This window comes from Leclercia sp. 29361, from assembly GCF_011290365.1.
GTDB classification, from domain to species: Bacteria; Pseudomonadota; Gammaproteobacteria; order Enterobacterales; family Enterobacteriaceae; genus Enterobacter; species Enterobacter tamurae.
This window is the reverse complement of sequence record NZ_CP049786.1, coordinates 610,925-636,020: the sequence shown is the minus strand read 5'-3', so window position 1 is coordinate 636,020 and position 25,096 is coordinate 610,925. Positions and strand designations below refer to the sequence as shown.

The following is a 25,096-nucleotide window of genomic DNA, read 5'->3' as shown; positions in this document are numbered from 1 at the left end:
AACTCACAAACTGGCCGCGACGGGGAGACGGAGCGTGATGCGGATCGCATCCCGCCGCGGATGGAGAGAGAAAAAGATGAGAAAAATCACGTCGGTTTTTTAAGCCAACCCCACCGACGTGATATGCATCACACAAACTAGCCCTTCAGCGCTTTTAGCTCGTCGCTCAGGCTGTCTGCCAGGGCGCGTACGCGGGAGGCATCGAACAACACGTGCAGGCCGGGGGAGGCGTCGGCATGTTTCAGGCAGAAATCGTCCAGCTCGGCGGCGCTGCGATACAGCTCCTGAATGTTGATCTGGCAGATCTCGCGCATGCTCCAGCTGTTCTCCACTTCCCGGGCAAAGCGCAGGGTAAAGAAGGCTTTCTGGGCGTGAACAAACAGATGGCAGTAGAGCGCAAAGCCCTGCCACTCCTCCAGCCAGCGGCGTTTCAGCGCCCAGGGGAACGCGGCGGTGTCGGCAAAATGCAGAGCCTGCTCCTGCAACACCTCTGAGGCATCCCGGGCGTCATCCTTCTCGCGGGCAATGCGCGACAGCGACGCGGAAGAGGCCTCAACGTCGCTGGCGCTGAAGAAAATATCGCGCTCCGATCCCGGCAGCCAGTGGTTGCGGTTGAGCTGGCCGTAGAGGCTCCACACCGCCTGGCTGTAGCTCTCCGGCACCTGGCTGTGACGATGGAACACGTGATCGCGCACGTAGAGGGCGCCGTACAGCACCTGCCCCGCCTGCTCCAGCAGGGATCGGAAGGTGTCAAAAGTCTCGCCATCCGGGCGCCAGCCGTAGCGCTCATCCAGCCAGTCGCTTAGCAGCTGTGCCACGCTGAGATGACGGCCATCGCTGGTGACTATCCGGCTACAGGCCACCAGATTGCACTCGCTCAGGGTGCCCATCACCCAGTGGTTATCGACCCCCTCCCAGCTGGTTTTGCATACCACGCCGCGAATCGCCGGGTTCGAGCGGCACCACAGCAGGCGGCCCTGCAGCTCGTCGATACGCAGCCAGGGGAGCACGCCCCAGCCGACTTCCTCCCCCACCAGATCGATATCCGCCCACACCTCCCGCTCCTGCACCGCCAGCAGCGCCGGGTTATTGGGAAACGAGGGCCAGAAACGTTCCGGGGTGAGTTTGATCGAGACACTGACGCTCTGTGGCAGGGGGCGGATCGCCTCCAGCACGTTGTTGAGATCGTGGTTGCCTGCCGGGAACACCCGCAGCACCAGGTGCTTGTTCTCAGCCTGCATGGTGCGGGTCATGGCATTGAAGCAGCGACTGTAGATCGCCAGACTGCGTTCATCGCGCTGGGCCGGATTGACCTCACCCTCTGCCTGCAACTCCCAGTTAGGGCGCGACACCGGCAGCAGGCCATCGGTGCTGGAGATCGCCACCAGCAGGCCGCTGAGAGCCGGAATGCGCTGGCAGATCAGGGCGATTTTACGGGTCAGATATCCGCACCAGAAATCGACGTCGAGCCGCACGCCCTGGCCCGGCTCAAACAGATGCGGGTGCGCCAGCAGCAGCTCGGTGGGGAAGCTGAACTCTTTGGCCTGCAGGTAAAAACGCAGCCCCTTTTGCTGACACAGCAGCCCCAGGCGGTTGAGGTAGACGCAGCGGGCACGCTGCTGGCTGGAGAGACGGTCATTGTCGAGATGCGGCGTGTAGCCTTTCGGGGAGACCAGTTTGTCGAACAGATCCACCTGCCCGACAATTACCGTATTAAAATCATGCGCCACGGCCCAGTCGACCAGCTCGCAGGCCTTTTCCCAGTTCCAGTACGCCTGATTATTCAGCTCCAGCGCCCGCGTCTGCCACATATCGTCATCCCTTTTGTCGGCCAGTTAATCGACCGACAGTGATAGCACAGAACGCGGGAAAGATGTGTGCTAAGGATTGCGGATCACGTAGCGCGTCGGCGCAAAGCAGTTAAGGATCAGATGCATAATGAACACCATGGTCAGGGTCGCCACCAGCGCCACCGTCACCGAGACGATGCGGTAGAGGTCGCTGAACACCAGGTCGCCGTCCGGGTGCATGTTCTGGCCGAACATGATGCCGATGGTGGTGATACTGGCAAAACCGACCCCGGCCCCCACCTTCTCCATCACGTGCAGGCGGGCGCCAAACGCCAGCCCGAGGCCAATCAGGGGCATCATCAGCAGCATATGGCTGCTGTGATCGTACAGCACCAGCTGCACCACCAGAATGTAGAGGCAGCCGAGCACCACCCCGACCACGCGCCACAGGGAGCTCATCACCGCCCCGCGGTAGTGCATCGGGAAGAGGATCAGTACCCCCGCCATCAGCGCCGAGAGGGAATCACTGAGATCGCTTATCTGGAACACCACAAAAATCAGCGTCGCCACGGTGCCGGAGAGCAATGACTCGTGGCGCACGCGGGCGGCGTCTTTCTCCAGCCGCGGCGGTGGCGTGCGCGGCTCGACATCCGGCAGCAGGTAGTGCATCAGTGCGCTCAGGCACACCGCCATCACGCTGGCTTCGAGGTTGGAGAACAGCAGCGTGTGCCAGTTGGTGGTGGGATAGCTCATAAAGTTGAGCATGGTGCTCTGGCACACCACCCCCATCGAGCCGAACAGAAACAGCGGCCCCTGGCTCATAAAGCGAAAACGCATCACGTAGAGGCCAAACACCACCAGGGTCATAATTACCGGCCACTGCGCCAGATAGCCAATAATAAACACCATTTCGATGCAGTTCAGCGCAGAACTGAACACAAACTGCTTAGCGACGTGGCGGTTAAACACCGGCACCAGCGACAGGAGCATGATCGGGTAGATCACGAAGAAGACGCCGTAACTGGTGTTGTAGAAGCTCGACACGCTCAGCGCAATCATCCCGGCAATCACGATCCGCAGCGTCTGGCGAAAGTCGTTGGCGGTGTAGACGATGTTGCCGTGCGGGGTAAAGACCCGCGCGAGGGTATTAATAGACATAATGCAGCAGGCTGACGAGGTGGATCTGCATCCCGGAGAAGAAGCGGGCAAACGGACCTTCGCTGTTGTAGAGCTGCACGGTGGCGCGCGCCCCGGTCGGGAGGTGCTTCGGCAGGGTGTCGTCCAGCGCCACGTGGATACGCATCCGTTGGGCGTCACGCACCCAGCGGTTGGAGGTTTCCGGCTCCGACAGCTGGCCGTTGACCGCCTCCTGTCCCGCTAAAATCCCGGCATCGCTGCTGGTGACGTGGGCGCGGAATACGCGGCCCGGGAAGGCGTCAAACACCACCGCGGCGTCGGTGTTCTGGTGGGTATGGCGCAGGCTCTTTTCACGGAAATCGGCGACGATATCGCTCTGGTTGTTTACCAGCGCCAGCGCCGCCGAGCCGGAGGCGGCATAAAAGCCGGGACTCAGTTGAACGTTGCTGACCGTGCCGTCGGCCTCGGCGTAGATTTTGGTCCAGCCGAGGTTGAGTTGAGCCTCGTCCAGCGCATTGCGGTATTTTTGCAGGGATACGTTATGCTGTTCATCCCGCTCGCCGCGCTCAATACGCAGCTGATGGATGGTGGCCTGCAGATTCGCCACCGACTGCTCGCTGCCCTGCCAGGTGGTACGCACCTTATCCAGATCCGCCTGGGAAACATTCTGCAGGGTGCTGAGTTTCTGATAGCGATCGAAGGTGACTTTATCGTTGCGGGCGGTGAGCTGGGCGGTTTTCAGGCTGGCCTGGGTCGCCACGATCTGCGCGTCCAGCTGCTGATTGGCGAGACGCGCCTGCTGCAGGGCAATCTCAGCGGCCTCCACCTTATTACGGAACGGCGTCGCATCGAGCTCAAACAGCAGATCGCCCTTCTTCACCTGGCTGTTGTTGTGGACATGCACTGCCGCCACATAGCCGGAGACGCGCGCCGACACCGGCGTGACCACGCGCATCACCGTGGCGTCCGGCGTCAGCGGGATCCAGATATCGGCGACGATAAAATAGACAAACATCAGCAGGAAAGAGGCAATACTTACCCTTACCCAGCGGGCAAACTTTTGTTCAGGGGTCATGATTATTGGGTCTTGTTATCTTCTTCGCGGATTGTCCGCAAATTGCAGGCGATTTGATTAAGTGTGGCGCTGAAAATCTCCAGATGCTCCGGGGCGATATTCTGCGATACCCGTTTCTGGAACGTTTCGATAACCCGGGTCAGCGTTTTCAGCACCGCGTTCCCTTCGGGTGTGAGCGTCAGCAGCCGGATGCGCTTGTCATAAGGCGATGTGGTGCGCAGCAGATAGCCCTGCTTTTCCAGCTGTGAAAGGGTGCGCATCAGCGGCGGCAGCTCAATGCCCTGCACCTCCGCCAGTTCGCTCACCGAGACGTTCTCCCCCAGTTGATCAAGCTGCATCATCACCGTCCAGCTCGACTGGGTTAACCCGGTCTCGAGAATGGCGTCGTTAATCACCGCGCGCCACTGACGCACAATCATTGCCATCCGCATGCCCATAGGCCTGCGGCAGAACAGATCTTCTTCACGCATGGGGGAACCTCGCTTCACACGCTGAGAAGATAATAGTTATCAGGGTAAGTATCAAGAAACGAGGATGTTAAGAGCAGGAATTGCGAAAGCGTGCATGCCCCTCAAAGGATCAAACACGCTGATCAAATTTCTTATACAAGCCGGTCAGATTGGTCACGGCGAATTTTCGATAAATATTGCGTCGATGATGGCTGACGGTTTTTCCGGTCACGTCCAGGTAACGGGTAATTTCTTTATTCTTTTTCCCCGACACAATATAGGGCAACAGCATGGTCTCCATGCGTGTTAAGCGTTGCTCTTTTTCAAGATGATGCCAGCGGGCATTTTTAAAAATAGTGACCGGCTGATCTTCCTGTGCAAGGTGGGTAAGACAGGCGTGTAATTTTCGCACGGCACTTTTACAGTCGATGGTGTAATCGGCGATGGTATTAATGAGAATATTTTCAATCGTGCTTTCGTAGCACACATCCCGGGTAATAAAAATAAAATAGCTCTGCTCGTAACGGTTTTTAACGTCCAGCAGCGCATTCAATACTTTAATATCCGACTCGCCATAATCCACCACAATGGCTTTGGTCAGGGCAAGATCCTCTTTCGTCGCTTTTTTAATGTCATCAAGATAAAGCACCCGTTGAAATGAAGGCGCGTCGATCATTAACCGATCGACCAGCATGTTAAAGCCCTGCTGAAAGTATCTACAGGATGTTAATACTATAATCATTGCTCATATCCTTATCATCACTGTGGATTTAATCATAATCCTTGAGAATGTAATTATTTTCAATTAACAGTTTTCCGGGGGATTGTAGGAATATTCTCAAGCAATTAGCGGCAATTCGTGCTGTTGCTCACAAAAAAGCATATTTAAAGAAAATATTAATCAATTATTACAGCGGGATATCCGACTAATTAAGATTTTTCCAGGCAAGGAAAGATCAATCCGACCCTGAGTTTTATTTTCTTTTGATATGCTGCGAAATGTAACGAAGGATTAAACGGTGTATGCATTTTTATATTCGCCATCGCGAAATAAAATCATTACGTAATTAGAGGGACACCTTATGAATAAATCATTTCGCCTGAATCAACTGGCTATCAGTATGAGTATGATTCTGGGCAGCAGTTTAATTTTGGCACCAGCACTGGCAAATACCTGCGCGGGCACGGTATTTACCGGGACCTGCGGGTTAACGCAATATGACATGACGTCCCCGATAAATCCAAAACCTACCGCGTGGTATTTTACGCAAAAAACGCAGGATGCGGCCATTAATAGTGCGGCTGAAGCGAAAAACATCTATTTTGCCAGCGGCAGCTCTTCCCGAACCTCTTCGGATATTCAACAGCTTCTTGTCGATGGCGCGAATCTGAGCGGTCATTATATCAACATCAGTAAAGATGGTTCAGCCACCGTGGTCCTGAACAATGGGGCCGCGGTGGATGCCATTGAGGCGGGAAGCTCAAAATACGAAACAAATACCCATATCATCGTTGATCACTCAACCCTGAACGGTGCCGCTAAGGGGGTGGATTATGATATGAAAAACACTGCGAATCCGAAGAGTTATTTTGTCGGGAGTGCCATTTATCTGGATGCCGCTGACGGCGGCAATACCGATATTGATATCCAGAACAATAGCCTGATTACAGGCAAGATCTACGCAGGCGGCGCGGGGACACACGACATTAATGTGCAGGACAGCCGTATTCTGGCAGGCAGCATTTTGCTGTACAACACCAAAGATAACAACACGATTAGGGTTGAGCGCAGCACCATCGATACCACCGATGCCGTTGCCAAAACGGCCAATGCAATAGAAATCACTAACCTCAGCGTCACAGATAAAACGCACGCAATTGTGGTCGACCACAGCCAGTTGACGGGCTCGGTGGCCCTCGCGACCTCAGGCAGTAACAGCACGCTGTCCGTTACGGATTCCAGTATCACCAAAACCACCCAGAAAGACGGTAACGCCATTAGCATGTCTAATGGCAAAACCACCCAGCTGACCGTCAACAACGACAGCACCATTGTCGGCCATGCGGTGCTTTCCGGCTCGGACAGCATTACCGCCTCGCTGGCAGACTCCTCCCTTAACGGCAACCTGATTGCCAACAAAGCCGCACTGATAGCGATGAATATCACCCGCTCCGTGCTGACGGGCAATATCGACGCCAGCACCGGCAAAGGCAGCGTGGATCTGCATCTGACCGACAGCACCCTCTCCGGGGATGTCAATCTGAAAGGCACAACGGTGCTCCGCTCCGACATCTGGCTGGATAACACTGAGGTGGCGGGCAATCTGTACGGCAGCGGCGACGCAAGTACCCTGCACCTGGCGAACATGCCTGAGTTTGGCGGGACGCAGTTCAGCAACTTTGGCAAGCTGGCCGTCGCGGGCGACCTGGTCCTGACCGACGGCTTTACTGACGCCAACGTGGGCACCGCCCTGACCGTTAACGGCACCACGATGACCGCCCCGGTGCAGCTGAGCAGCGGCAATTTAACCTTTGATAACACCAAACTGATCGCCGATACCCTGGCGCTGAGCAGCGGCGCGTCGCTGAACATGGTCAACCATAGCCAGCTGCAAACCAGTTCCGACCAGCTGTTCAACCTGGCGGCCTCCTCCCTGCTGCCTGAGGGCTATAACGAGACCGGGGCAGGCATGAGCTTTACCGACAGCACGCTGATCCTGACCGATGACACCTACCATCTGGACTATGTGAAGGCGGTCAATGATCTGCTGGGCGCGACGGAAGGCAACAGCCTGGTGATGCTCGGCACCCTGCAGAATGCGGATAACGTGGCGGGCACCGCCAGCGTAATCGACGCCGCTATGACCCAGGCGGTGCTGGCCAATACCCAGGTCACCTCCAGTAAAAACCAGCTCAGCATCGGCGAGAAAGATGCGATCACCGATGATGCCATTTTCGTGCGTAACGGCTTTGGCGCGGCACAGCTGCGGTTTGAAGGTGAAGGCCAGCCGTCAGTGGAAATTGGCGGCAACCAGACCCTGACCCTGACCGGGGCTGCAGGCGCGTTGTTCGACGTGGCTGGCGCACCGGATACGCCTGTTGCGGTCGCGGTCAATAACGGAACGCTGAACTTAGGCACCACGGCGATGCAGGATGTGACCAGCCACCTCACCGGTACCGTCACCGTGGCCCCGGAAGGCACACTGAACATCGTGGCAGGCGACCATACTCTGGTCTCCGGCGGATCCGCGGCCGGCGTTATCAGCAGTGGCCTGGTCACCGTGCAACAGCAGGCCACCCTGCACAGCGACATGGCGCTGCAGGAAAGCGCCCAGCTGGCGGTGAACGGTTCCCTGCAGGCAGGGCAGCTTACGGCCAGCCAGGATGCGCAGATCACCGTCGGTGATGTCACCGCTGCGGGTACGCTGATGGCAGAACGTTTGGATCTGCAGGGCGCGCGGATGTTTATCGACCCGGCATGGACCGAGGGCGGCACGCTGGCTAACGCCTCCCGCGTGACGAGTGGCGGCAATGAGATCAACGGTCGCGTGACCGTGGGTCAGAACGCCCTGCTGGTACTGGGGGATACCACTACTACCGCAGCAGAAGCCCGTTTCGCCGACAGCGGCTTAACCTGGGGTGAAAATGCCATCACGGCGGCGGTCTCTGTCCATACCCCGCAATTCCTTAACGCCTCCCAGGGCGGTCTGCGGGTCGACGGCTCTCTGACCGGCAACTCCGCCGACCGTGACGCCGCCTTTAATACTGTCGACTTTGCCGACCACTCTCTGCTGATGGTTAACACCAAAGAGATGACCAACGGCCAGGCGGCGCTGAATGCGATCGACGGCAGCCTGAACGTGGCGGACAGCGCCGCACTCTACGTTGCCGATGCGAAGGCCAACCAGACCTACGCGGTTGCCCGGGGCTTTAGCGACGTCAATCTCACCGGAAACGGCTGGCAGAACGAGAACCTGCTGCTGAACAAACTGCTGACGGCCACCACCGAAGAGCGTGACGGCGCGGTGCTGGTCACCACGCAGGCCCGCGCGGCACAGGACGTCCTGCCGGGCGTAGTCACCACCCATGCGCTGGATCAGCTTATCGCCAGCGGGGAGAACTCACGTTCTGCCAGCCAGGCGGGGGCGCGTTATCTGTCGGTTGCCATCGATACGCCACAGGCGAGCGTGGATGAGGTGGTGAGAACCGTCAACAGCGCGGCGCAGATCGCCACCGCGGGTGGGGTGCAGCACAACACCTGGGCGGCGGGCAATGCGGCGGTGGATGCCGTCCTGGAGCGTAACTCCGTTGCTAACCTGGCTCTTCAACCTGCGGACACCGACGCCAGCGTCTGGGTTCACACTCTGTACGGTAACCCGCGCAGCAGCGACCTGAACGCCGGGAACCTGAGCTACGGCCAGAACAGCAAATTCTATGGCCTGATGATGGGAGGAGATAAAGCCTGGCAGACCGAACACGGCACCCTGCGCAGCGGCGCGGCGTTCCATGCCGGTAATGGCGACAGTGATTCACGCGGCGACGTCAACGCCACCCACAATGATTTCAGCTTCTGGGGCGTTACTCTGTACCAGAACTGGAACCAGGATCGCTGGAACCTGACGGGCGATGTCAGCCTGACCCAGACCAGCAACGATGTTGACCAGAAACAGCCGGGCTGGATGGAAGCAGGCAATAAGCTGAAGGCGAACGTGGACGGGATGCTGTTCAGCGCGGGCGTGCGGGGCGAGTACCTGATCGAAACCGACGTGCTGGATATCATTCCTCATGCGGGCGTGCGCTATAACCAGCTCACGACCGAGGCCTTTGATACCAAAAATGGTCAGGATGAACGTGTCTTCCATACCGATAAAGGCACCCAGAACATCTGGCAGTTCCCGGTAGGGGTGAAAGTGGCGAAAACCTTCGCGCTGGATTCCGGCTGGAAGATGAGTACTCAGGCCGATGCGGGCGTGGTTGCCGTCACCGGCGACCGGGAGAGTCAAAATACCCTGCGCACCGTGGGCATCAGCGGCAGCGATACCATCCGCGCAGAGATCATGGACGATACCGCCTTCAACGGCCAGTTGGGGGTCAAAATGCAAAAAGGCACGATGACCTTCGGCGTGGGCTATAACGTGAATGCCTCTCAGCACGACACCAATCAGACAATGAGCGCCACCTGGTCGCTCGCCTTCTAAAACAAATAAGCCGCATACGTGAGTATGCGGCTTTCTTTTATAACCAGAGGCGAATATTAATTTATCGCGTTATGCGAATGACGCTCAGATCCGTTTTTCCCTTCAGAAAATAACAGAAACTGTGACGCCGAAATATATTGTTCAACCGCATTCCACGCCACCACGTCAGTATATAACTCCGTAATCAGGGTCAGCAGACACTGCTTTTTGCTCATCCATGCGGCATGACTGCCGGTCTGGCTGTAGTTTTTTTCGATAAGCGCTGCCAGAAGGCCTTTAACATCGTTAAGCGCTTTGCGCAGCGGAATGGGGACATCACTGCTTCCGAGACGGGATATATAATTTTCGGACAGTGCGGCAAGGCTGTCTACCGTCCCTGTGCCCTCCGATAATGAAATAATACTCTGGAACAGCACGCTCTCTGCGTAACTCTTCATTTTAGACACAATATATCTTCTCCCTGTTAATACATTGCACTTTTAAACAACTCGCTATTTAGCTGGCGGGATCGCAGCTTAATTTTTTATGCTACATGAGAATCCTCAATCACGATAATAGTAAAAAGCGACATGCGAAAATTCTCAAACCAAATAGATTTAATTTATGAATAAGTTCAGCGTTACATATAAGCGATGCAAATAATTATGAAGTAGCGTTACGCGCTGACGCCGGGTGGGTGCTGTTTTTGTAGGCCCGGCAAGCGTGCGCCGCCGGGCGTTGTCTCAGTGGCTAAAATGCCGCTCGATGGCACGCTGACCTGATGCTGTCACTGCCACTTCGCGAAACCCCACGACCCGCTGGATCCAGCCTTTGGTTTCGAGATGCACCAGCAGCGCCGCACCCGCCTCGCCGCCCAGATGAAACCGCCGCTCGCTCCAGTCCAGACAGGCGCAGCAGGCTTTACGCCGGGTTTTGCTATTTAACGTGATCCCCAATGTCAGAAACGCCTCGCGCCCGCTCAGGGTGAGGCCCGACCCATCTGCCACCAGCCAACCCTCCGCCTGCATAAAATCATAGATCTGCACCGCGACCGTGCCCGCCAGATGGTCGTAGCAGGTGCGGGCGTGACGCATCGGTTCCGGCGCGGTGGTCTGCGGCGGCGTGATACGTCCCCACGACAGCCCCATCATCTGCTCCACCAGCTCCGCGACGTCATGCCCCGCCAGCCGATAGTAGCGATGCCGACCCTGAGACAGGCAGGTGATCAGCTTCCCGTCCAGCAGCCGGGTAAGATGCCCGCTGGCGGTAGAGGGGGCCACATCCGCCACGGCGCTGAGCTCGGTGGCGGTCCACGCCCGCCCGTCCATCAGGGCGCAGAGCATTTTTACCCGGGACGGATCCGCCATCGCCGTCGCAACGGCCGCAACGGCCAGCTCCAGCGCGGCGCTGTTATCAGGAGGTAAACTGGTCTTTAGCATTGGCAACCCACGGCCCGGTGATCTCTGCGGCCAGCTTATCATTATCCGTCAGCAGAATAAGATGGTTCGCATGATCGCTGTACTGGGTGAGGATGGACACTCCCTGCCCTGCCAGCGCGGCGGCGATCTCCCCCAGCTCGCCGGGACGCTCCTGTTTCAGCTTACGGATCAGCGGCTTGCGCACCGCCTGCACGTTAAACCCGCCATCGAGCAGCACGCGCCGGGCCTTTTCACCCTCCTCCACCAGAAAATGCGCCTCCACGCCAAATACGCCGCCGCCCTCCAGCCCCACGCCGTGTTGCCCCAGCAGCTGACCAAAGCGTGCCAGCTCCCCGGGCACGTCGTTGAAAATCACATGGACGTCATACATCGGCGTGCCCTCCGGTTTCTGAGGCGTATTCCCGTATCACCTGCGCCACGCGAATGCGGTAGCAGGCAAAGATCGACGCTCGCCCTTCGGCCTGCGCGGCCTGGTGAAAGACGTTTTGCTTCCAGCTCCGGATCGCTTCTTCGTCCCGCCACCATGAGAGGGAGAGGATTTTGCCGTCGGTGGTCAGGCTCTGAAAACGTTCGATATCGATAAAGCCGTCGATATCCGCCAGCAGCGGCTTCAGCTCGGCGGCCAGCTGCAGGTAACGCGCCTGATGCGCGGGTTGCGCTTTGGCTTCAAACAGGACTGCAATCATGAGGATCTCTCCGTTGTGAGGGTCAGGAGAGGATGAAGGAAAGAAAAAGGTGATGCTTCGGTGAGGAGCGAAATGTTATTGCCGGGTGGCCGCGTGGCGCTGCGCTTCCCCGGCCTGGAAAGGCCCAAACCGTAGGCCCGGCAAGCTTGCGCCGCCGGGCGTTTTTTAGCCGAGGATCGACTTCGGTTCCATAAACGCGTTTATCCCCCACGTCCCCATCTCGCGCCCCACGCCGGAGTGCTTGAACCCGCCAAAGGGCGCTTCAGGCTCATGGGCGAGGGTATTTACCAGCACACGACCGGACTGGATCTGCTCCGCCACGCGGCGGGCGCGTTCCGCGTCACTGCCCAGCACCAGCGCGCTCAGGCCGTAGTCGGTGTCGTTGGCAATAGCGATGGCTTCTGCCTCGTCGCGATACGGGATCACGCACAGCACCGGGCCAAAAATCTCCTCCCGGGCGATGGCCATCTGGTTATGCACATCGGTAAACAGCGTTGGACGGACAAACCAGCCGTCCCGGGTGCCTTCCGGCCGTCCTTCCCCGCCCGCGAGCAGGCGCGCGCCCTCCTCCAGCCCTTTGCGAATATACCCCTGCACCCGCTGCCACTGTTTTTCACTGACCATCGGGCCGACTTCGGTGGCGCTATCGCGCGGATCGCCCGATTTGACCGCCGCGATAGCCTGGGCCAGGGCCTGCTCGAATTCCGCTTTCTGCGACTGAGGCACCAGGATACGCGTACCGGCCACGCACGCCTGCCCGCTGTTCATCAGCCCGGCCTGCACCGCCAGCGAAACGGCCTGTTTGATATCGGCATCATCAAGAATAAGCGTCGGGGATTTGCCGCCCAGCTCCAGAGTGACGCGGGTAAAGTTCTCTGCCGCGTTGCGCAGGATCGCTTTGCCGGTCTGCGTTGACCCGGTAAAGGAGATTTTCGCAACAAGAGGGTGACGGCTGATGGTCTCCCCCACCGTATCGCCGCGCCCGGTAACGATGTTAAACACCCCCGGCGGCAGGTCGGCGGCGTGCAGCGCCTCGGTCACGATCTGCGTCTGCAGGGCGCTCATCTCGCTGGGTTTGATCACCGCCGTACAGCCCGCGGCCAGTGCCGCCGCCAGTTTGCCGCAGATAAAGCCCGCGTCGCTGTTCCACGGGGTGATCAATCCGGCAACGCCCAGCGGAATCATCTCTACCCTGGCCGCGCCTGCCGTGGTGGTGAATTCGAACGCCTTCAGCGCCGTAATCGCCTGGCCAATAACCTCCGCCGGATAGCTTGCCATCCACGCTGAGCGCGACGCGGGTGCGCCGTACTCCTCAATCACCGCCTCCAGCAGATCGTCGTGGCGGGCCGCCACCGCAGCCTGCATCCGTTGCAGCGCGGCAATACGCTCCTGCTTCGTGGTTTGCGACCACGCCGGAAAAGCGGCTTTCGCGGCGGCAATGGCGCGTTCGGCATCCACCGCGTCGGCCAGCCGCACCTGACCGATCGTTTTCGCCGTCGCCGGATTACAGAGATCAAAACGCTCAGTGCCGTGTGGGGTGACAAATTCACCGTTGATATAGATCTGTTCGATATGCTGCATATAAACCTCCTCAGGCTGGATGAACCCAGTCTGGCACGCCTTCTCCGTTGCGATAATCCACGCTATGCTGCAAAGGTTGTTTCGATTTTCAGGATAATCTATGCACCGTTCAGGACTGACCGAGCTGGAAGTGGTGATGGCCGTCGTGCGTCGCGGCAGCTTTCGCGCCGCCGCCCAGGAGCTGGGGATGTCGGCCACCGCCGTAAGCAACGCCATTGCCGGGCTGGAGAACCGTCTGCAAACCCGCCTGTTTAACCGCACTACCCGCAGCGTGGGGCTTACCGACGCCGGGCAGCGCTATGTGGCGCGCATCGGCCCGGCGTTGCAGGAAATACGTCAGGCAGATGAAGAGATCCACAGCGACACCGACGAGCCTGCCGGCACTCTGCGCCTGAACGTTCCGAACAACGTCGGCACGCTGTTCCTGGATGCGCTGCTGATCGACTACATGATCCGCTACCCGAAAATGCGCGTCGAGGCGGTGAGCGAAGCGCGGATGATCGATATCGTGGCGGAGGGCTACGACGCCGGGGTGCGCCTCGCGGAGTCGGTGCCGCAGGACATGATCGCCGTCCCGCTCACCCCCGACATTCGTCAGCTGGTCACCGCCACGCCGGATTATTTTGCCCGTTACGGCATACCGCAAACCCCGGACGATCTGCTGCATCACCAGGGGATCGGGATGCGGATGGCCCACGGGGGGATCTATCGCTGGGAGCTGGCGCGGCGCGGGGAACAGATCGCCCTGGCGGTGCCGCCGCGTTTTGCCACCTCGGATCTGTTTGCTTCGATCCGGGCAGTAAAAGCGGGTCTGGGGGTGGGATTTTTACCGGAACTCTATATTCAGCAGGAGCTGGAAAGCGGGGAGCTGGTGAGCGTGCTGGAGGAGTGGTCCCAGCCCTTTGCCGGGCTGCGTCTCTACTACCCCGGGCATCGCCACGTCCCGCCCGGGCTGCGGGCGCTGGTGGCGATGATCCGCGAGCGCGGTCTTACTCGAGGTTAGCTTTGTTCAGGCCGTAGGCGCCATCCAGCGCGCCGGGTTCCATCCGGGAGGTGATCCCTAAGCGGTTCCAGGCGTTGATCGCCACGATCGCAAAGTTCAGCTCGGAGATCTCAATTTCCGAATAGTGTTCCGCCACGCTGCGGTACAGCACGTCGCTGACGCCGTGCGGGCCGATCTGGGTCAGGGCTTCGGTGAAGGCCAGCGCCGCTTTTTCACGGGCGCTGAACAGCGGTGACTCGCGCCATGCGGTCAGGTGGTAGAGGCGCAGCTCGCGCTCGCCGGCAATTTTGGCCTCTTTCGCATGCATATCCAGACAGAAGGTGCAGCCGTTGAGCTGGGAGACGCGGATGTCGATCAGGTGCTTCAGCGCCGGGTCGATGGAGGTCTGGCTCACCGCCATGCTCAGGTCGGAGAGCGCTTTAGCGAGGGCAGGTGTGGCTTTATGGTGGTTAACGCGAGTGCTCATTGTCTTTCCTCTTGATGTGCGGCATATGAAATGCAATGGGGCAAATCTACGCCGTTCATGACATAGTAAAAAGATACAAAAAGCGCGAAATGAGGTAGGACATGAAGCCGGGCTATCACGACATCTACACCCGCTACCGGGACAACATCACCCGCGGCGTCCTCAAACCCGGCGACAAGGTGCCCGCCATCCGCGTGATGGCGGAAGAGCTGAAGGTGGCGCGCAAAACGGTTGAAACCGCCTATGCCATTCTGATCGGCGAGGGCTATCTGGTGAGCCAGGGGGCGCGCGGCACACGGGTCAACCCGGACTTAACCCTTCCCGCCATGCCTCCACCGCCCGATGACCCGCTGACGGGCAAACTGCCGGAATCGCTGGTCAGCCAGCGGGAACGGGCGGGCTTTTTGCGCCCCGGCATCCCGGCGCTGGACAGTTTCCCGTATAAAAAGTGGCTGCTGCTGGCCGGACAGGCGGTGCGCGCCATGCGTCAGGAGGAGATGCTCAACCCGCCGGTGATGGGCTGGGGGCCCCTGCGCCAGGCGATCGCCAGCTACCTGAATATCTCCCGTGGCTTGTCCTGCACGCCGGACCAGGTGCTGATCACCAGCGGCTACAGCGGCAGCCTGCGGCTGATCCTCGACACCCTCGCCAGCCGCAGCGACAAGGTGGTGTTTGAAGATCCGGGCTATTTTATGGGCCAGCAGCTGCTCCGGCGGATCGTGCCGCGCCTGCACACCGTGCCGGTGGATCGTTCCGGGATGGACACCGACTATCTGCTGCGCCAGCACGCCGACGCCCGCTTTGCCATTGTCACTCCGTCGCACCAGAGCCCGCTGGCGGTGACGCTGTCGCTGCCACGCAGGCAGCAGCTACTCGACTGGGCCGGGCAGAACGAGGCCTGGATCATCGAGGACGACTACGACGGCGAGTTTCACTACACCCGCAAGGTGCTGCCGTCGCTGAAAAGCCTCGATCGTCAGGATCGGGTGATCTACATGGGTACCTTCAGCAAAACGGTGATGCCGTCCCTGCGCCTCGGCTACGTGGTGATGCCCGCCAGCACGGTATCGGCCTTTAACGACTGCGCCGATCTGCTCGCCAGCGGCCAGCCGGTGCTGACGCAGAAGATCCTCACCGCCTTCCTCAACGACGGCCACTTCTTCCGCCATCTGAAAAAGATGCGCGCCCTCTATCAGCAGCGGCGCGACTGGATGATTGCCGCCCTGCACGAGGTCTATGGGGATCGGTTCTTCACCGAGCAGAACGACGGTGGGATGCATATCGTGGCGTTTTTAACCACAGGCAGCTGCGACCTGGAGATCGCCCGCTGCTGGCAACAGCAGCAGCTGCAGGTCAATGCCCTGTCGGCGTGGTACAGCGGGTCGGACAAGCGCTACGGGCTGGTGATGGGGTACAACAACGTGCGCAGCTATGACGAGGCCGTTGCCCTACTCACGCGACCGAAGATCCAAACCTGCGATCTTCTTAAATAGCAACCCCCTGATTTTGCACCATAAAAGGCTGGATTCAGATAATGATAAAGGTATGAATTACCGCGACGGCCTTTATAATCAACGCGCAAATTTAACACCTACAGGGACAAGAAAAATGAAATCACTTCTGGGATTCGATTATCTGTTAACGCCGCGCGTGCTGGTCTTCTTCTACTGGATCGCCATGCTGTTTATCCTCATCGGCGGGATTTACTCCATGTTTACCGAACATCTGATCGCGGGCTTTTTCGGGATGCTGTTCAGCCTGATCGGTACCCGCGTGATGTTCGAGTTGATCATGGTGGCATTTAAAAATAACGAATATCTGCGCCGTATTGCGGAAAACACCGGAAAACCTGGCGTCGAGTGATGCCTTTTATGCCGGGTGGCGGCTGCGCCTTACCCGGCCTACGATTCGGATGTGTTTGTAGGCCCGGTAAGCGCAGCGCCACCGGGCAATACACTACACATCAAATCGCGACAGCCCGACATCCTTTAACTGCTCATCGCTCATGCCGTGCAGAATCCGGCGCGTGCGGTTAATGCGATACCACTTTTTCACCGCCCGCCCGATCCAGATAAACACCGCAAACGGCCGTTTGGCCCGGTTTTCGTAAAATTCCATGATGCGCTCCTCATCGTGTCAGTAGGCTTATCATCACGGAAATCGGGAGCGGCAATACAGATTCAAAAACAACTTTTGTTTAACATACAGATCCGCTAATAATGCCTCTGAATGGCATTTATTGCCGCAATCTGTACTGGTCTTTACATCTGTATGGTGAAAACAAAGGATACAGCATGACGCGCTACCAACATCTGGCCAATCTGCTGGCCCAACGCATTGAACAAGGGCTGTATCGCAGCGGGGAGCGTTTACCCTCGGTGCGCACGCTGAGCCAGGAGCATGGGGTCAGCATCAGCACCATACAGCAGGCCTATCACATCCTCGAAAATTTACAGCTGATCACCCCCCAGCCGCGCTCAGGCTACTTCGTCTCCTCACGCAAAGCGCAGCCGCCGGTTCCGGCGATGACCCGCCCGGTGCAGCGCCCGGTAGAGGTGACCCAGTGGGATGAGGTGATGATGCTCCTCGATGCCCGCGCCGATAAGGAGATGATCTCCTTTGGCGGCGGCTCGCCGGATCTGAACCAGCCGAGCCTGAAGCCGCTGTGGCGCGAGATGAGCCGCATCGCCCAGCATAATCCCGGGGAAATGCTGAGCTACGACGTGCTGGAGGGGCGGCAGGAGCTGCGCGAGCAGATCGCCCGTCTGATGCTGGACGGCGGCTCGACGGTGGCGGCAGATGAGATTGTGATCACCAACGGCTGTCACGGGGCGCTGTCGCTGGCCCTGCTGTCGGTATGCCAGCCGGGGGATATCGTGGCGGTGGAGTCGCCGTCGTTCCACGGCACCATGCAGATGCTGCGCGGGTTTAACATCAAGGCGATTGAGATCCCTACCGATCCACAAACCGGGATCAGCATTGAAGCCCTGGAGCTGGCCCTGGAGCAGTGGCCGATCAAAGCGGTGATCCTGGTGCCCAACTGCAATAACCCGCTCGGGTTTATCATGCCGGAGGCGCGCAAACGTCAGGTGCTGGCCCTCGCCCAGCGCCACGATATTGTCATTGTGGAGGATGATATTTACGGCGAGCTGGCGGCGGAGTACCCGCGCCCGCGCACCATTCACTCGTTAGATATCGACGGCCGCGTGCTGCTCTGCAGCTCCTTTACCAAAACCGTGGCCCCCGGGCTGCGCGTCGGCTGGATTGTGCCGGGGCGGTATTACGACCGGGTGATGCACATGAAATATGCCGCGGGCGGGTTTAACGTGCCGGGCACGCAGATGGCGGTGGCGGCGTTTATCCGCGACGGGCATTACCATCGTCACGTGCGCCGTATGCGCCAGATTTATCAGCAGAATATGGAGCGTTACACCTGCTGGGTGCGGCAGTATTTCCCGGCGGAGATTTGCGTCACGCGCCCGCAGGGCAGTTTCCTGCTGTGGGTTGAGCTGCCGGAACAGGTGGATATGGTGTGCGTCAGCAAGCAGCTGAGTCGCCTGAAGATCCAGGCCGCGGCGGGATCGCTGTTTTCGGCGTCGGGTAAGTATCGCAACTGCTTGCGGATCAACGTGGCGTTACCGCCGAATGAGAAAAACCGCGAGGCGTTGAAAAAGATGGGTGAGGCGATTCATATTGCGATGGAGGAGTAGTGCGGCATAGTGCGGCCTGTTTGCCCTCACCCCGGCCCTCTCCCACGGGGAGAGGGAGCAAACACAAAAAACGGCAACGAGGTTGCCGTTTTGCTTTTACCTCCACATCAGAACTTCCACGACACGCTGCCAACGATGCTGCGCTCGGCACCAAAGTAGCAGTATGACAACGAGTTACACGCCGCCACGTAGCTTTCGTCCGTCAGGTTGTTAACGTTCAGCTGGGCACTCACTCCCGTCAGCCCGACCTTCGACAGGTCATAGCCCACCGCCAGATCCACCAGCGTGTACGACGGCAGCGTATGGGTGTTCATGCGATCGCTGGTCACACCGTTCACATACCGCACGCCGGAGCCCACCGTCAGGCCATCGAGAGGTCCGGTTTTGACGTCATAGCTGAGCCAGCCGCTGGCCATATTGCGCGGTGCATAGACCGCACGCTTGCCCTCTTCCTCCGGGCTGCTCTTCTTGTAGCGGATGTCAGTGTAGGTATAGGCCGCCTGCAGACGCAGGTTGTCGGTCAGCTGCCCTACCGCCTCCAGCTCCACCCCTTCGGATTCGATCTCGCCGATAGAGCGGTACGGATCGGTCGGCTCCTCTTTGGTGGCGATGTTCTTCTGGTTGATGCGGAACACCGAGGCGCTGAACTGGCTGTTCATCCCTTCCGGCTCAAACTTCACCCCCGCTTCCCACTGCTTGCCTTCCATCGGATCCAGCAGATCGCCGTTGGCGTCGGCAAAGCTGGTCGGCGTAAAGGCGGTGGAGTAGCTGATGTACGGCGCGATACCGTTATCAAACAGGTACAGCAGCGCCGCACGGCTGCTGAAGTTGTTCTTATCCAGATCGCTACGGGTATCGTTGAGCTTGTCGATATTCGACACGCTCACCTGGTCGTAGCGCCCGCCCAGGGTCAGACGCCAGCGGTCCAGCGAGAGCTGATCCTGTAGGTAGTAGCCGGTCTGGCGCAGCTTGTGCTTCTCCTGACTGTACATGGTGATGTAGTCAGGCTTCGCACCGTACACCGGGTTAAAGGCGTTGATCGGCGGGAAACCGCCGTAGTAGCTGGTGGTATTGTTGCTGCGATCCTGATAGTCGAGGCCAATCAGCACCCGGTGGTTCACCGCCCAGGTATCGAAGCTGCCGTCGATCTGGTTATCGAGGGTGATGGCATCCATCTTCTCGTCCGAGCCGGAATATCCGCGGTTAAGCTCGGTTTCGTTCAGCCAGCCGGCGGCGTAGACCTGATTCAGCTCCACTTTGGTATGCAGATAGCGCAGCTTCTGGCGCACCGACCAGCCGCTGTCAAACATATGCTCAATGTTGTAGCCGACCATCTCCTCGCGGCGATCGTACTTGTCATAATCATCCTCGCCTTCGAAGAAGGTGTTGGAGATCATCTTCCCGTTATGCGGCACCACGGTGCCGTCGTACGGCAGGCCGGAGTGGCTCCCGCCCTCAGGGTCGCGGTGCAGATAGGCCATCAGATCCAGACGGGTGTTATCGGTGATGCGCCAGGTCAGGCTTGGCATCAGGGCGTAACGCTCTTCCTTCAGGGGATCGAACTGGGAGTCGGCATAGCGGGTCATGCCGCTAAGACGGGCTGCCACGCGGTCGTTGTCGTCCAGCGCGCCGGTGACGTCAAACATCGCCCCGCGCTGATCGTTATTCCCGGCGAACAGCTTGATCTCGCCGCCCGGATCGAACGAGGGTTTGCGCGAGGTGAGCGCCACGATCCCGCCCGGAGAGGAGCGGCCATACAGCACCGAAGCCGGGCCGCGCACCACTTCAATATTTTCCAGGAACCAGGGATCGACCACCAGCGAGCTGTGGGAGTTGGTGTCGCCCATCATCTTCAGACCGTCGAGGTAGACGTTGTCCAGGCTGCCGTCGGAGAAGCCGCGCAGCACGATGTAGTCGAAGCGGTTTGAGGCGCCGATCTGGTTGCTGTAGACGCCCGGGGTGTAGCTCACCGCCTGACGTACGCTGGTAGCACCCTGCTCTTCGAACTGCTCGCGGGTAACGATCGACACCGCCTGCGGGGTCTCGATATCCGGGGTCGCCAGCTTGGTGGCGCCGCTCTGCATTTGCGAGGTCACCACCACGGTTTCGGTTTTCGGCGTCTCCTGCGCCATCAGGGGGAGTGCAACGCTCCCGGTAACCCATCCCACTACCAGTGCCAGCCGCGATTTAGCGAACATGAAAATCTCCAAAACCATTTCTAATTGTTAATAAGAATTATTACCTTTTTCATTTGGAAGATAGCTATGCGCGCCGCCAGAGTACGTATGCGTAATGCCAAACCGCATCAATAGCGTTGGCGATCGGGGAAAAGCGGGTTAACGGCTGCTGCGGATCGTGCCGGGACAGACGCCGTAGCGACGACGAAAGGCGGTGGCAAAGTTGGTGGCGTGCTGATAGCCCGACATCCACGCCGCCTGCTGCACGCTGTGGCCTTCCAGCAGATAGCGCCGCGCCTGCGCCAGACGACAGTCGCGCAGGTAGTCGAACACCGTGCAGCCGTAGGCGTGACGGAATTTGCTGCGCAGGCTGCTGGGGCTCATCGCCGCCCGGGCCGCCAACTGGGCGAGGGTGTAATCCTGCTCCGGGGCCTGTTCGAGCAGGTGACGGATCTGCTCCAGCCGGGCGTGCTCCCCGCTGGACGCCGCTGCCAGCGCCGTACCCTGCTGCTCCCGCAGGTGCAGGCCGTGGCCCAGCAGTTGGTACATCACCCCTTCAAGCAATAGCTGGCGCGAGAGGCTGCTCCGCTCGCGCTGTCGGGCATGCTGAATGCCGGCCAGCACAAAATCGGGTACCTGCCAGACAAAGGTGGGCGCGTTAAGTTTCTCCCACTGCGTCAGCAGAGAGGCGAGCAGGCTTTCACGGCGGGCATCATCAGGGTAGACGCCAAAGGAGAGGGTTTTCAGGGCAATATCCGCATCGTGACGGGCAGACATCGCCTGCTGTTCGCTCAGCCTGGCGCTGAACGCCATGCCGGGCCGGACCGAGTAAACTTCGCCGCTGAGGGTCAGGGTCACGCAACCTTCCAGCACCACCAGCACGTACAAGGGGCTGCTGTGGCGGGAGGTGGTTTCATAGGGTTGCAGCACGCGTACATCGGAATGGGTTAACGAAATGCCGGACGAGAGGGTCATCTCTTCGACATCACCGTGCAGCACGGGGCTGGTGTTGGCACAGGAATCGGTCAGCAGGGGAAAGCGGTAGTCAATGCCGTAGCGCTCGCCAAATACCTTAAAGTCTGCCACGGAAAAGGTTTTTTTCGTTGCAGCGGTCGGATTATGGAGCCTTGTGTTGGACATGCCTGCGCCTGGAGGAAGCTATTAAAAATAAAACAGTATCACTCCTTTAGCGCGGCGGCAATGCAGGTAAAATTGCCGCCTTTGCAGCAATATTAAGCTCCGGCGAAACGCCAGAGCCAAATATTAATAAAGTGGATCGTCAGAGAATTACGCCTCTTGCCAGCTCGCAAACGTCTCTTCATGATTTTTATTCAGCACCACTTTATTGCCGTCAATTTTATCGACCCATTCCAGCGGGATATAATGGTGTTTGCCGCCGGATTCGGAATCGTTTTTTGCCAGCTTAATACGCTCGCCGTCAAGATGGTCAACCGTGCCGACATGGTGACCGCAGCTTGCAACAACCGGAGCATGTTCCTTGATTTCACTCTTGTTTACCATGGTTAATTCTCCTCATCATGTGTTTGCGCGTTGTGATACGAAACTAACTGTAGACCATAAATCCATTATTTACCGCTTCATTAGCATTTCGAAACATTATTTATGCAACGGCCTGGAGGTTATATTAAATATATAAGAATGTGCCGAGAAATATTCTACACCCGTTACTGTGCGACATAATTAATATCACGCACTCAACACGGAGGCATATATGGTAGAAGCAAATCACATCGAAATATCCCTGGCTCTTGGTGAAGCGGTTTTAGAGGTTGTGCAAAAAGGCCAGGAGGTGTCGAGAGAAAATCTTGCCCGGGCCATGAAAAGCAAAGCCGAGCGAGAAAGCGATGACGAGCGTCTTCTGGATTACTGGAGAGCCTGTCATATCCTCGCGGCTTAACGTTGGCGGCGTGGGGCCTGCGCCCTGCGCCGCCGGTACGATCACTCGTCGAAGAACCAGTACCCCTGGTTAATCAGACCGGTCAGCTCTTTTACAAATGCCGGATTTTGCAGCGCAGCGCCCAGCTCCGCCTGGCCCAGCTCGGTGTAGCGGCACAGGGCATCCGCCGCCGTCGCGTCCACCGTTTCCAGCTGTTCGCTGTTGATAAAGACGCTACCGCCGATATTCAGCACCCGCAGCCCGCTCAGGCGCGTCAGGATTTCACCGCCGAGCAGCGCGTCGAGCACCTCTTCAGACGTATATTCCGGCTCGGCAGGAGCGATATCCAGCTCGTGACGCGGGGTGGAGATGAAGCTGCCAAACCACTGTTTAAAGTCGTCCGGCTGGCTGATCATCTCGATCATCATCTTGCGCAGGCGTTCGAGTTCGTACTCCTCTACCCGACCCGGGTGTTCGCGACAGGTCAGATCCGGATCGCTGTAGTGCTCGCCGCCCAGATCGTTTTCCAGCGCGTAATCGGCAAAGCTGCTGATCAGATCGCGGCCGTTCGGACCACGGAAGCCCACCGAGTAGTTAAGGGCCGTCTCATGGGTGAAACCGTCGTGCGGGAATCCAGGTGGAATGTAGAGGATATCGCCCGGGGCCAGATCTTCGTCGATGATCGGCTCAAAAGGATCGACATGCAGCAGCGCCGGATGCGGGCAGAACTGGCGCATCGGCAGTTTGTCCCCCACGCGCCAGCGACGACTGCCCATTCCCTGGATGATAAACACATCGTACTGGTCGATATGCGGACCCACGCCGCCGCCCGGGACGGAGAAGGAGATCATCAGGTCGTCCAGACGCCAGTCCGGCAGCACGCGGAACGGACGTACCAGCTCGGCAGCCGGGGCGTGCCAGTGGTTGACCGCCTGCGCCAGCAGCGACCAGCCGGTTTCGCCCAGACCGTCGAAGTGCTCGAACGGACCGTTGCTGGCCTGCCATTTACCTTCTTTATGGCTGACCAGGCGACTGTCCACTTCCGGCTCCATCGCCAGCCCTGCCAGCTCATCCGGGCTGATAGGATCGATAAAATTGGGCAGGGCGTTTTTTAATACGACAGGTTTCTTTTGCCAGTATTTTTCTAAAAATTCCGGCCAGTTGAGGTTGAGTTGATACGCCATGGTTAGCACCAGTGAAAAGACAAACGGGCCTGATTATAGAAAGAGGCCGGGCCAGGCTGCTTTGTCGTGGGTCAAGCGGGGATGAAATCTGCTGCATTCAGCCATTCGCATGACACAGCCTGACAGTTTCACGCTTTATCGTGAGCGCGAGTTACAGAGCGACTTATATCGTTAATGACAAAGAGTGTATTGCTATGAGGCCTGCCATGAGCCCATTTATCGAATTGCCCGTTTCCGCCAGTGTGAAGACCCTGATGGGGGTCTATACGCGAAAACAGAACCCATCCGTTTTCGCACCTGTGGCCGACGAGCTGCCTGCGGGGAGCCGTATCAGCGTGCAGGCGACAGTGGTGGGCGATGCGGTGCAGGGCAATCCGCACTGGTACCGGATTGATGAGGAGACGTTTATCTGGTCGGGTGCCTGTACCCGGATTGAGCCTTGCCCCGCGTTTCCGCCATATACCAGAGTCAAATGGACGGCGGTGGTGTTTGAGGTGCGTTAGGCGATGATCACCCGCACATCCTGCGCCGCAAAGGCCGCGATCGCCTCCTGATCCAGGTTCGCCTCTACCACCAGCACGTCGATGTCGCGGCTTTTCGCCACCACAAAGCGCGCCACGCCGGGGATTTTATCGGTGGTGAGCGCCACAATGGTCTGGCTGCTCTGGGCGATCACCGCTTTCTTGAACTCACAATCGGCAAAGTCGAACCCGGTTAACCCCATCCCCGGATCCATCGCGCAGCCGCCGATAAACGCCTGATCGAAAATAATCCCCTGGATCTGGCTCGCCGCCGTGGCCCCCACCGCGCCGCCGGAGCTGCGCTGGATCTGGCCGCCGGTAATAATCACCTCGCAGAGGGGATGACGCAGCAGCTCCGCGGCAATCGCCGGAGAGTTGGTCACCACGGTGATCGCCAGATCCGGCGGCAGGGCCTTCGCCAGCGCGAGGTTAGTGGTGCCGGTATCAATAAAAATAGAGCTGCCTGGTTTGATGAGGGTTGCCGCTTTCTGCACGATCGTGACCTTTTTTGCGTAATTTTTTTGCTCGCGGCTAAAGAAGTTCCCGGCATCCGCCAGCTGCAGCACCGCCCCGCCGTAGACCTTCTTACAGAAACCCTCTTTGCTAAGCTCATGTAAATCCCGGCGAATAGTGTGTTCCGAGACCTGCATTCGGGTCGCCAGCTCGGCGCACACTACCCTGCCATTTTCCTGCAGGATCTGGCGGATCAGATCTTGTCGTTGTTCCGGGAAAGCTGCATAATCGAGCATAAATTATCTTCTCTGGATTTGAATCGAGCAACAATGCGCATAATGTTGCATGACG

24 protein-coding genes are annotated in these 25,096 nt (G+C 58.5%); 7 read left to right on the top strand and 17 right to left on the bottom strand.

The window, feature by feature from the left end; genetic code table 11:
- Positions 1-137: 137 nt before the first annotated feature.
- From G7090_RS03040 to G7090_RS03020, 5 genes are all read right to left on the bottom strand, one after another.
- Positions 138-1,811: a hypothetical protein gene (locus tag G7090_RS03040; protein WP_166181489.1), complete on the bottom strand. Its 1,674-nt coding sequence runs from the start codon at positions 1,809-1,811 to the stop codon at positions 138-140.
- Between the two features lie 69 nt (positions 1,812-1,880).
- A complete protein-coding gene (locus tag G7090_RS03035; RefSeq protein ID WP_166181488.1) occupies positions 1,881-2,948 on the bottom strand; it encodes a DUF2955 domain-containing protein in 1,068 nt (355 codons plus the stop codon).
- Positions 2,938-4,005 (bottom strand): HlyD family secretion protein, encoded by a 1,068-nt coding sequence (locus G7090_RS03030; RefSeq protein WP_166185067.1) that lies wholly within the window; start codon positions 4,003-4,005, stop codon positions 2,938-2,940. The genes G7090_RS03035 and G7090_RS03030 overlap by 11 nt, the downstream gene beginning before the upstream one ends.
- The gene (locus G7090_RS03025; protein ID WP_166181487.1) at positions 4,005-4,472 is read right to left on the bottom strand and encodes a MarR family winged helix-turn-helix transcriptional regulator; all 468 of its coding nucleotides are present in this window, start codon (positions 4,470-4,472) and stop codon (positions 4,005-4,007) included. Before G7090_RS03025 ends, G7090_RS03030 begins: the two co-directional genes overlap by 1 nt.
- Positions 4,473-4,581: 109 nt before the next feature.
- On the bottom strand, positions 4,582-5,145 hold the full coding sequence (locus G7090_RS03020; protein WP_166181486.1) for a LuxR C-terminal-related transcriptional regulator: 564 nt from the start codon (positions 5,143-5,145) through the stop codon (positions 4,582-4,584).
- 388 nt (positions 5,146-5,533) lie between these two features.
- On the opposite strand from G7090_RS03020, the gene G7090_RS03015 reads away from it, so the two are divergent.
- Positions 5,534-9,649 (top strand): autotransporter outer membrane beta-barrel domain-containing protein, encoded by a 4,116-nt coding sequence (locus G7090_RS03015; protein ID WP_166181485.1) that lies wholly within the window; start codon positions 5,534-5,536, stop codon positions 9,647-9,649.
- Positions 9,650-9,705: 56 nt separating this feature from the next.
- Here the strand turns inward: G7090_RS03015 and G7090_RS03010 are convergent, their stop codons facing one another.
- The 5 genes from G7090_RS03010 to G7090_RS02990 all read right to left on the bottom strand — a co-directional run bounded on the left by G7090_RS03010 (position 9,706) and on the right by G7090_RS02990 (position 13,334).
- Positions 9,706-10,095: a hypothetical protein gene (locus tag G7090_RS03010; RefSeq protein WP_166181484.1), complete on the bottom strand. Its 390-nt coding sequence runs from the start codon at positions 10,093-10,095 to the stop codon at positions 9,706-9,708.
- Between the two features lie 276 nt (positions 10,096-10,371).
- Complete coding sequence (locus G7090_RS03005; RefSeq protein WP_166181483.1) at positions 10,372-11,067, bottom strand: helix-turn-helix transcriptional regulator; 696 nt, start codon at positions 11,065-11,067, stop codon at positions 10,372-10,374.
- On the bottom strand, positions 11,042-11,437 hold the full coding sequence (locus G7090_RS03000; protein ID WP_166181482.1) for an amino acid-binding protein: 396 nt from the start codon (positions 11,435-11,437) through the stop codon (positions 11,042-11,044). The genes G7090_RS03005 and G7090_RS03000 overlap by 26 nt, the downstream gene beginning before the upstream one ends.
- Complete coding sequence (locus tag G7090_RS02995) at positions 11,430-11,753, bottom strand: antibiotic biosynthesis monooxygenase (RefSeq protein WP_166181481.1); 324 nt, start codon at positions 11,751-11,753, stop codon at positions 11,430-11,432. Before G7090_RS02995 ends, G7090_RS03000 begins: the two co-directional genes overlap by 8 nt.
- Positions 11,754-11,918: 165 nt before the next feature.
- A complete protein-coding gene (locus tag G7090_RS02990) occupies positions 11,919-13,334 on the bottom strand; it encodes an aldehyde dehydrogenase family protein (RefSeq protein WP_166181480.1) in 1,416 nt (471 codons plus the stop codon).
- A 100-nt stretch (positions 13,335-13,434) separates the two neighbouring features.
- Between G7090_RS02990 and G7090_RS02985 the strand changes: the two genes are divergently transcribed.
- Complete coding sequence (locus tag G7090_RS02985) at positions 13,435-14,337, top strand: LysR family transcriptional regulator (RefSeq protein ID WP_166181479.1); 903 nt, start codon at positions 13,435-13,437, stop codon at positions 14,335-14,337.
- Here G7090_RS02985 and G7090_RS02980 read toward each other — a convergent pair.
- Entirely contained in the window at positions 14,324-14,803 is a 480-nt protein-coding gene (locus G7090_RS02980; RefSeq protein WP_166181478.1) for a carboxymuconolactone decarboxylase family protein, read from the bottom strand. The two genes, G7090_RS02985 and G7090_RS02980, sit on opposite strands and share 14 nt — an antisense overlap.
- A gap of 101 nt (positions 14,804-14,904) precedes the next feature.
- On the opposite strand from G7090_RS02980, the gene G7090_RS02975 reads away from it, so the two are divergent.
- Both G7090_RS02975 and G7090_RS02970 read left to right on the top strand, forming a co-directional pair.
- On the top strand, positions 14,905-16,296 hold the full coding sequence (locus G7090_RS02975; RefSeq protein ID WP_166181477.1) for a PLP-dependent aminotransferase family protein: 1,392 nt from the start codon (positions 14,905-14,907) through the stop codon (positions 16,294-16,296).
- A 115-nt stretch (positions 16,297-16,411) separates the two neighbouring features.
- A complete protein-coding gene (locus G7090_RS02970) occupies positions 16,412-16,666 on the top strand; it encodes a DUF4282 domain-containing protein (RefSeq protein ID WP_106995664.1) in 255 nt (84 codons plus the stop codon).
- A 93-nt stretch (positions 16,667-16,759) separates the two neighbouring features.
- Here G7090_RS02970 and G7090_RS02965 read toward each other — a convergent pair whose 3' ends face one another.
- Complete coding sequence (locus G7090_RS02965) at positions 16,760-16,921, bottom strand: DUF1127 domain-containing protein (protein WP_166181476.1); 162 nt, start codon at positions 16,919-16,921, stop codon at positions 16,760-16,762.
- A 176-nt stretch (positions 16,922-17,097) separates the two neighbouring features.
- Between G7090_RS02965 and G7090_RS02960 the strand changes: the two genes are divergently transcribed.
- The gene (locus G7090_RS02960) at positions 17,098-18,513 is read left to right on the top strand and encodes a PLP-dependent aminotransferase family protein (RefSeq protein ID WP_106995662.1); all 1,416 of its coding nucleotides are present in this window, start codon (positions 17,098-17,100) and stop codon (positions 18,511-18,513) included.
- 107 nt (positions 18,514-18,620) lie between these two features.
- Here G7090_RS02960 and foxA read toward each other — a convergent pair whose 3' ends face one another.
- The 3 genes from foxA to G7090_RS02945 all read right to left on the bottom strand — a co-directional run bounded on the left by foxA (position 18,621) and on the right by G7090_RS02945 (position 22,211).
- Positions 18,621-20,729 carry a ferrioxamine B receptor FoxA gene (gene foxA / locus G7090_RS02955; RefSeq protein ID WP_166181475.1) on the bottom strand — a complete coding sequence of 703 codons (2,109 nt, stop codon included), beginning with the start codon at positions 20,727-20,729 and terminating at the stop codon, positions 18,621-18,623.
- A gap of 120 nt (positions 20,730-20,849) precedes the next feature.
- Positions 20,850-21,830, bottom strand: a complete 981-nt coding sequence (locus tag G7090_RS02950) for a helix-turn-helix domain-containing protein (RefSeq protein ID WP_166181474.1) — start codon at positions 21,828-21,830, stop codon at positions 20,850-20,852.
- Positions 21,831-21,977: 147 nt separating this feature from the next.
- A complete protein-coding gene (locus G7090_RS02945) occupies positions 21,978-22,211 on the bottom strand; it encodes a DUF2171 domain-containing protein (protein WP_106995659.1) in 234 nt (77 codons plus the stop codon).
- A gap of 211 nt (positions 22,212-22,422) precedes the next feature.
- On the opposite strand from G7090_RS02945, the gene G7090_RS02940 reads away from it, so the two are divergent.
- Entirely contained in the window at positions 22,423-22,608 is a 186-nt protein-coding gene (locus tag G7090_RS02940) for a DUF2767 domain-containing protein (protein WP_166181473.1), read from the top strand.
- 41 nt (positions 22,609-22,649) lie between these two features.
- Here G7090_RS02940 and G7090_RS02935 read toward each other — a convergent pair whose 3' ends face one another.
- Positions 22,650-23,771 (bottom strand): cupin domain-containing protein, encoded by a 1,122-nt coding sequence (locus G7090_RS02935; protein WP_166181472.1) that lies wholly within the window; start codon positions 23,769-23,771, stop codon positions 22,650-22,652.
- 206 nt (positions 23,772-23,977) lie between these two features.
- Here G7090_RS02935 and G7090_RS02930 point away from each other — a divergent pair, with 206 nt between their 5' ends.
- Complete coding sequence (locus G7090_RS02930; protein ID WP_166181471.1) at positions 23,978-24,274, top strand: SH3 domain-containing protein; 297 nt, start codon at positions 23,978-23,980, stop codon at positions 24,272-24,274.
- On the opposite strand, the gene G7090_RS02925 is transcribed toward G7090_RS02930, so the two are convergent.
- Positions 24,271-25,041: a DeoR/GlpR family DNA-binding transcription regulator gene (locus tag G7090_RS02925; protein ID WP_166181470.1), complete on the bottom strand. Its 771-nt coding sequence runs from the start codon at positions 25,039-25,041 to the stop codon at positions 24,271-24,273. The genes G7090_RS02930 and G7090_RS02925 overlap by 4 nt on opposite strands.
- Positions 25,042-25,096: the final 55 nt, after the last annotated feature.

What these genes read in the sequence shown, in the direction of transcription:
- G7090_RS02975 (WP_166181477.1), top strand. Translation starts at nt 14,905, where the DNA reads ATGAAGCCGGGCTATCACGACATCTACACCCGCTACCGGGACAACATC.
- G7090_RS02960 (WP_106995662.1), top strand. Translation starts at nt 17,098, where the DNA reads ATGACGCGCTACCAACATCTGGCCAATCTGCTGGCCCAACGCATTGAA.
- G7090_RS02990 (WP_166181480.1), bottom strand. Translation starts at nt 13,334, where the DNA reads ATGCAGCATATCGAACAGATCTATATCAACGGTGAATTTGTCACCCCA.
- G7090_RS03040 (WP_166181489.1), bottom strand. Translation starts at nt 1,811, where the DNA reads ATGTGGCAGACGCGGGCGCTGGAGCTGAATAATCAGGCGTACTGGAAC.
- G7090_RS02935 (WP_166181472.1), bottom strand. Translation starts at nt 23,771, where the DNA reads ATGGCGTATCAACTCAACCTCAACTGGCCGGAATTTTTAGAAAAATAC.
- G7090_RS02940 (WP_166181473.1), top strand. Translation starts at nt 22,423, where the DNA reads ATGGTAGAAGCAAATCACATCGAAATATCCCTGGCTCTTGGTGAAGCG.
- foxA (WP_166181475.1), bottom strand. Translation starts at nt 20,729, where the DNA reads ATGGTTTTGGAGATTTTCATGTTCGCTAAATCGCGGCTGGCACTGGTA.
- G7090_RS02995 (WP_166181481.1), bottom strand. Translation starts at nt 11,753, where the DNA reads ATGATTGCAGTCCTGTTTGAAGCCAAAGCGCAACCCGCGCATCAGGCG.
- G7090_RS02985 (WP_166181479.1), top strand. Translation starts at nt 13,435, where the DNA reads ATGCACCGTTCAGGACTGACCGAGCTGGAAGTGGTGATGGCCGTCGTG.
- G7090_RS02980 (WP_166181478.1), bottom strand. Translation starts at nt 14,803, where the DNA reads ATGAGCACTCGCGTTAACCACCATAAAGCCACACCTGCCCTCGCTAAA.
- G7090_RS03000 (WP_166181482.1), bottom strand. Translation starts at nt 11,437, where the DNA reads ATGTATGACGTCCATGTGATTTTCAACGACGTGCCCGGGGAGCTGGCA.
- G7090_RS02970 (WP_106995664.1), top strand. Translation starts at nt 16,412, where the DNA reads ATGAAATCACTTCTGGGATTCGATTATCTGTTAACGCCGCGCGTGCTG.
- G7090_RS02925 (WP_166181470.1), bottom strand. Translation starts at nt 25,041, where the DNA reads ATGCTCGATTATGCAGCTTTCCCGGAACAACGACAAGATCTGATCCGC.
- G7090_RS03005 (WP_166181483.1), bottom strand. Translation starts at nt 11,067, where the DNA reads ATGCTAAAGACCAGTTTACCTCCTGATAACAGCGCCGCGCTGGAGCTG.
- G7090_RS02965 (WP_166181476.1), bottom strand. Translation starts at nt 16,921, where the DNA reads ATGGAATTTTACGAAAACCGGGCCAAACGGCCGTTTGCGGTGTTTATC.
- G7090_RS02945 (WP_106995659.1), bottom strand. Translation starts at nt 22,211, where the DNA reads ATGGTAAACAAGAGTGAAATCAAGGAACATGCTCCGGTTGTTGCAAGC.
- G7090_RS03020 (WP_166181486.1), bottom strand. Translation starts at nt 5,145, where the DNA reads ATGCTGGTCGATCGGTTAATGATCGACGCGCCTTCATTTCAACGGGTG.
- G7090_RS02950 (WP_166181474.1), bottom strand. Translation starts at nt 21,830, where the DNA reads ATGTCCAACACAAGGCTCCATAATCCGACCGCTGCAACGAAAAAAACC.
- G7090_RS03025 (WP_166181487.1), bottom strand. Translation starts at nt 4,472, where the DNA reads ATGCGTGAAGAAGATCTGTTCTGCCGCAGGCCTATGGGCATGCGGATG.
- G7090_RS03035 (WP_166181488.1), bottom strand. Translation starts at nt 2,948, where the DNA reads ATGTCTATTAATACCCTCGCGCGGGTCTTTACCCCGCACGGCAACATC.
- G7090_RS03015 (WP_166181485.1), top strand. Translation starts at nt 5,534, where the DNA reads ATGAATAAATCATTTCGCCTGAATCAACTGGCTATCAGTATGAGTATG.
- G7090_RS02930 (WP_166181471.1), top strand. Translation starts at nt 23,978, where the DNA reads ATGAGCCCATTTATCGAATTGCCCGTTTCCGCCAGTGTGAAGACCCTG.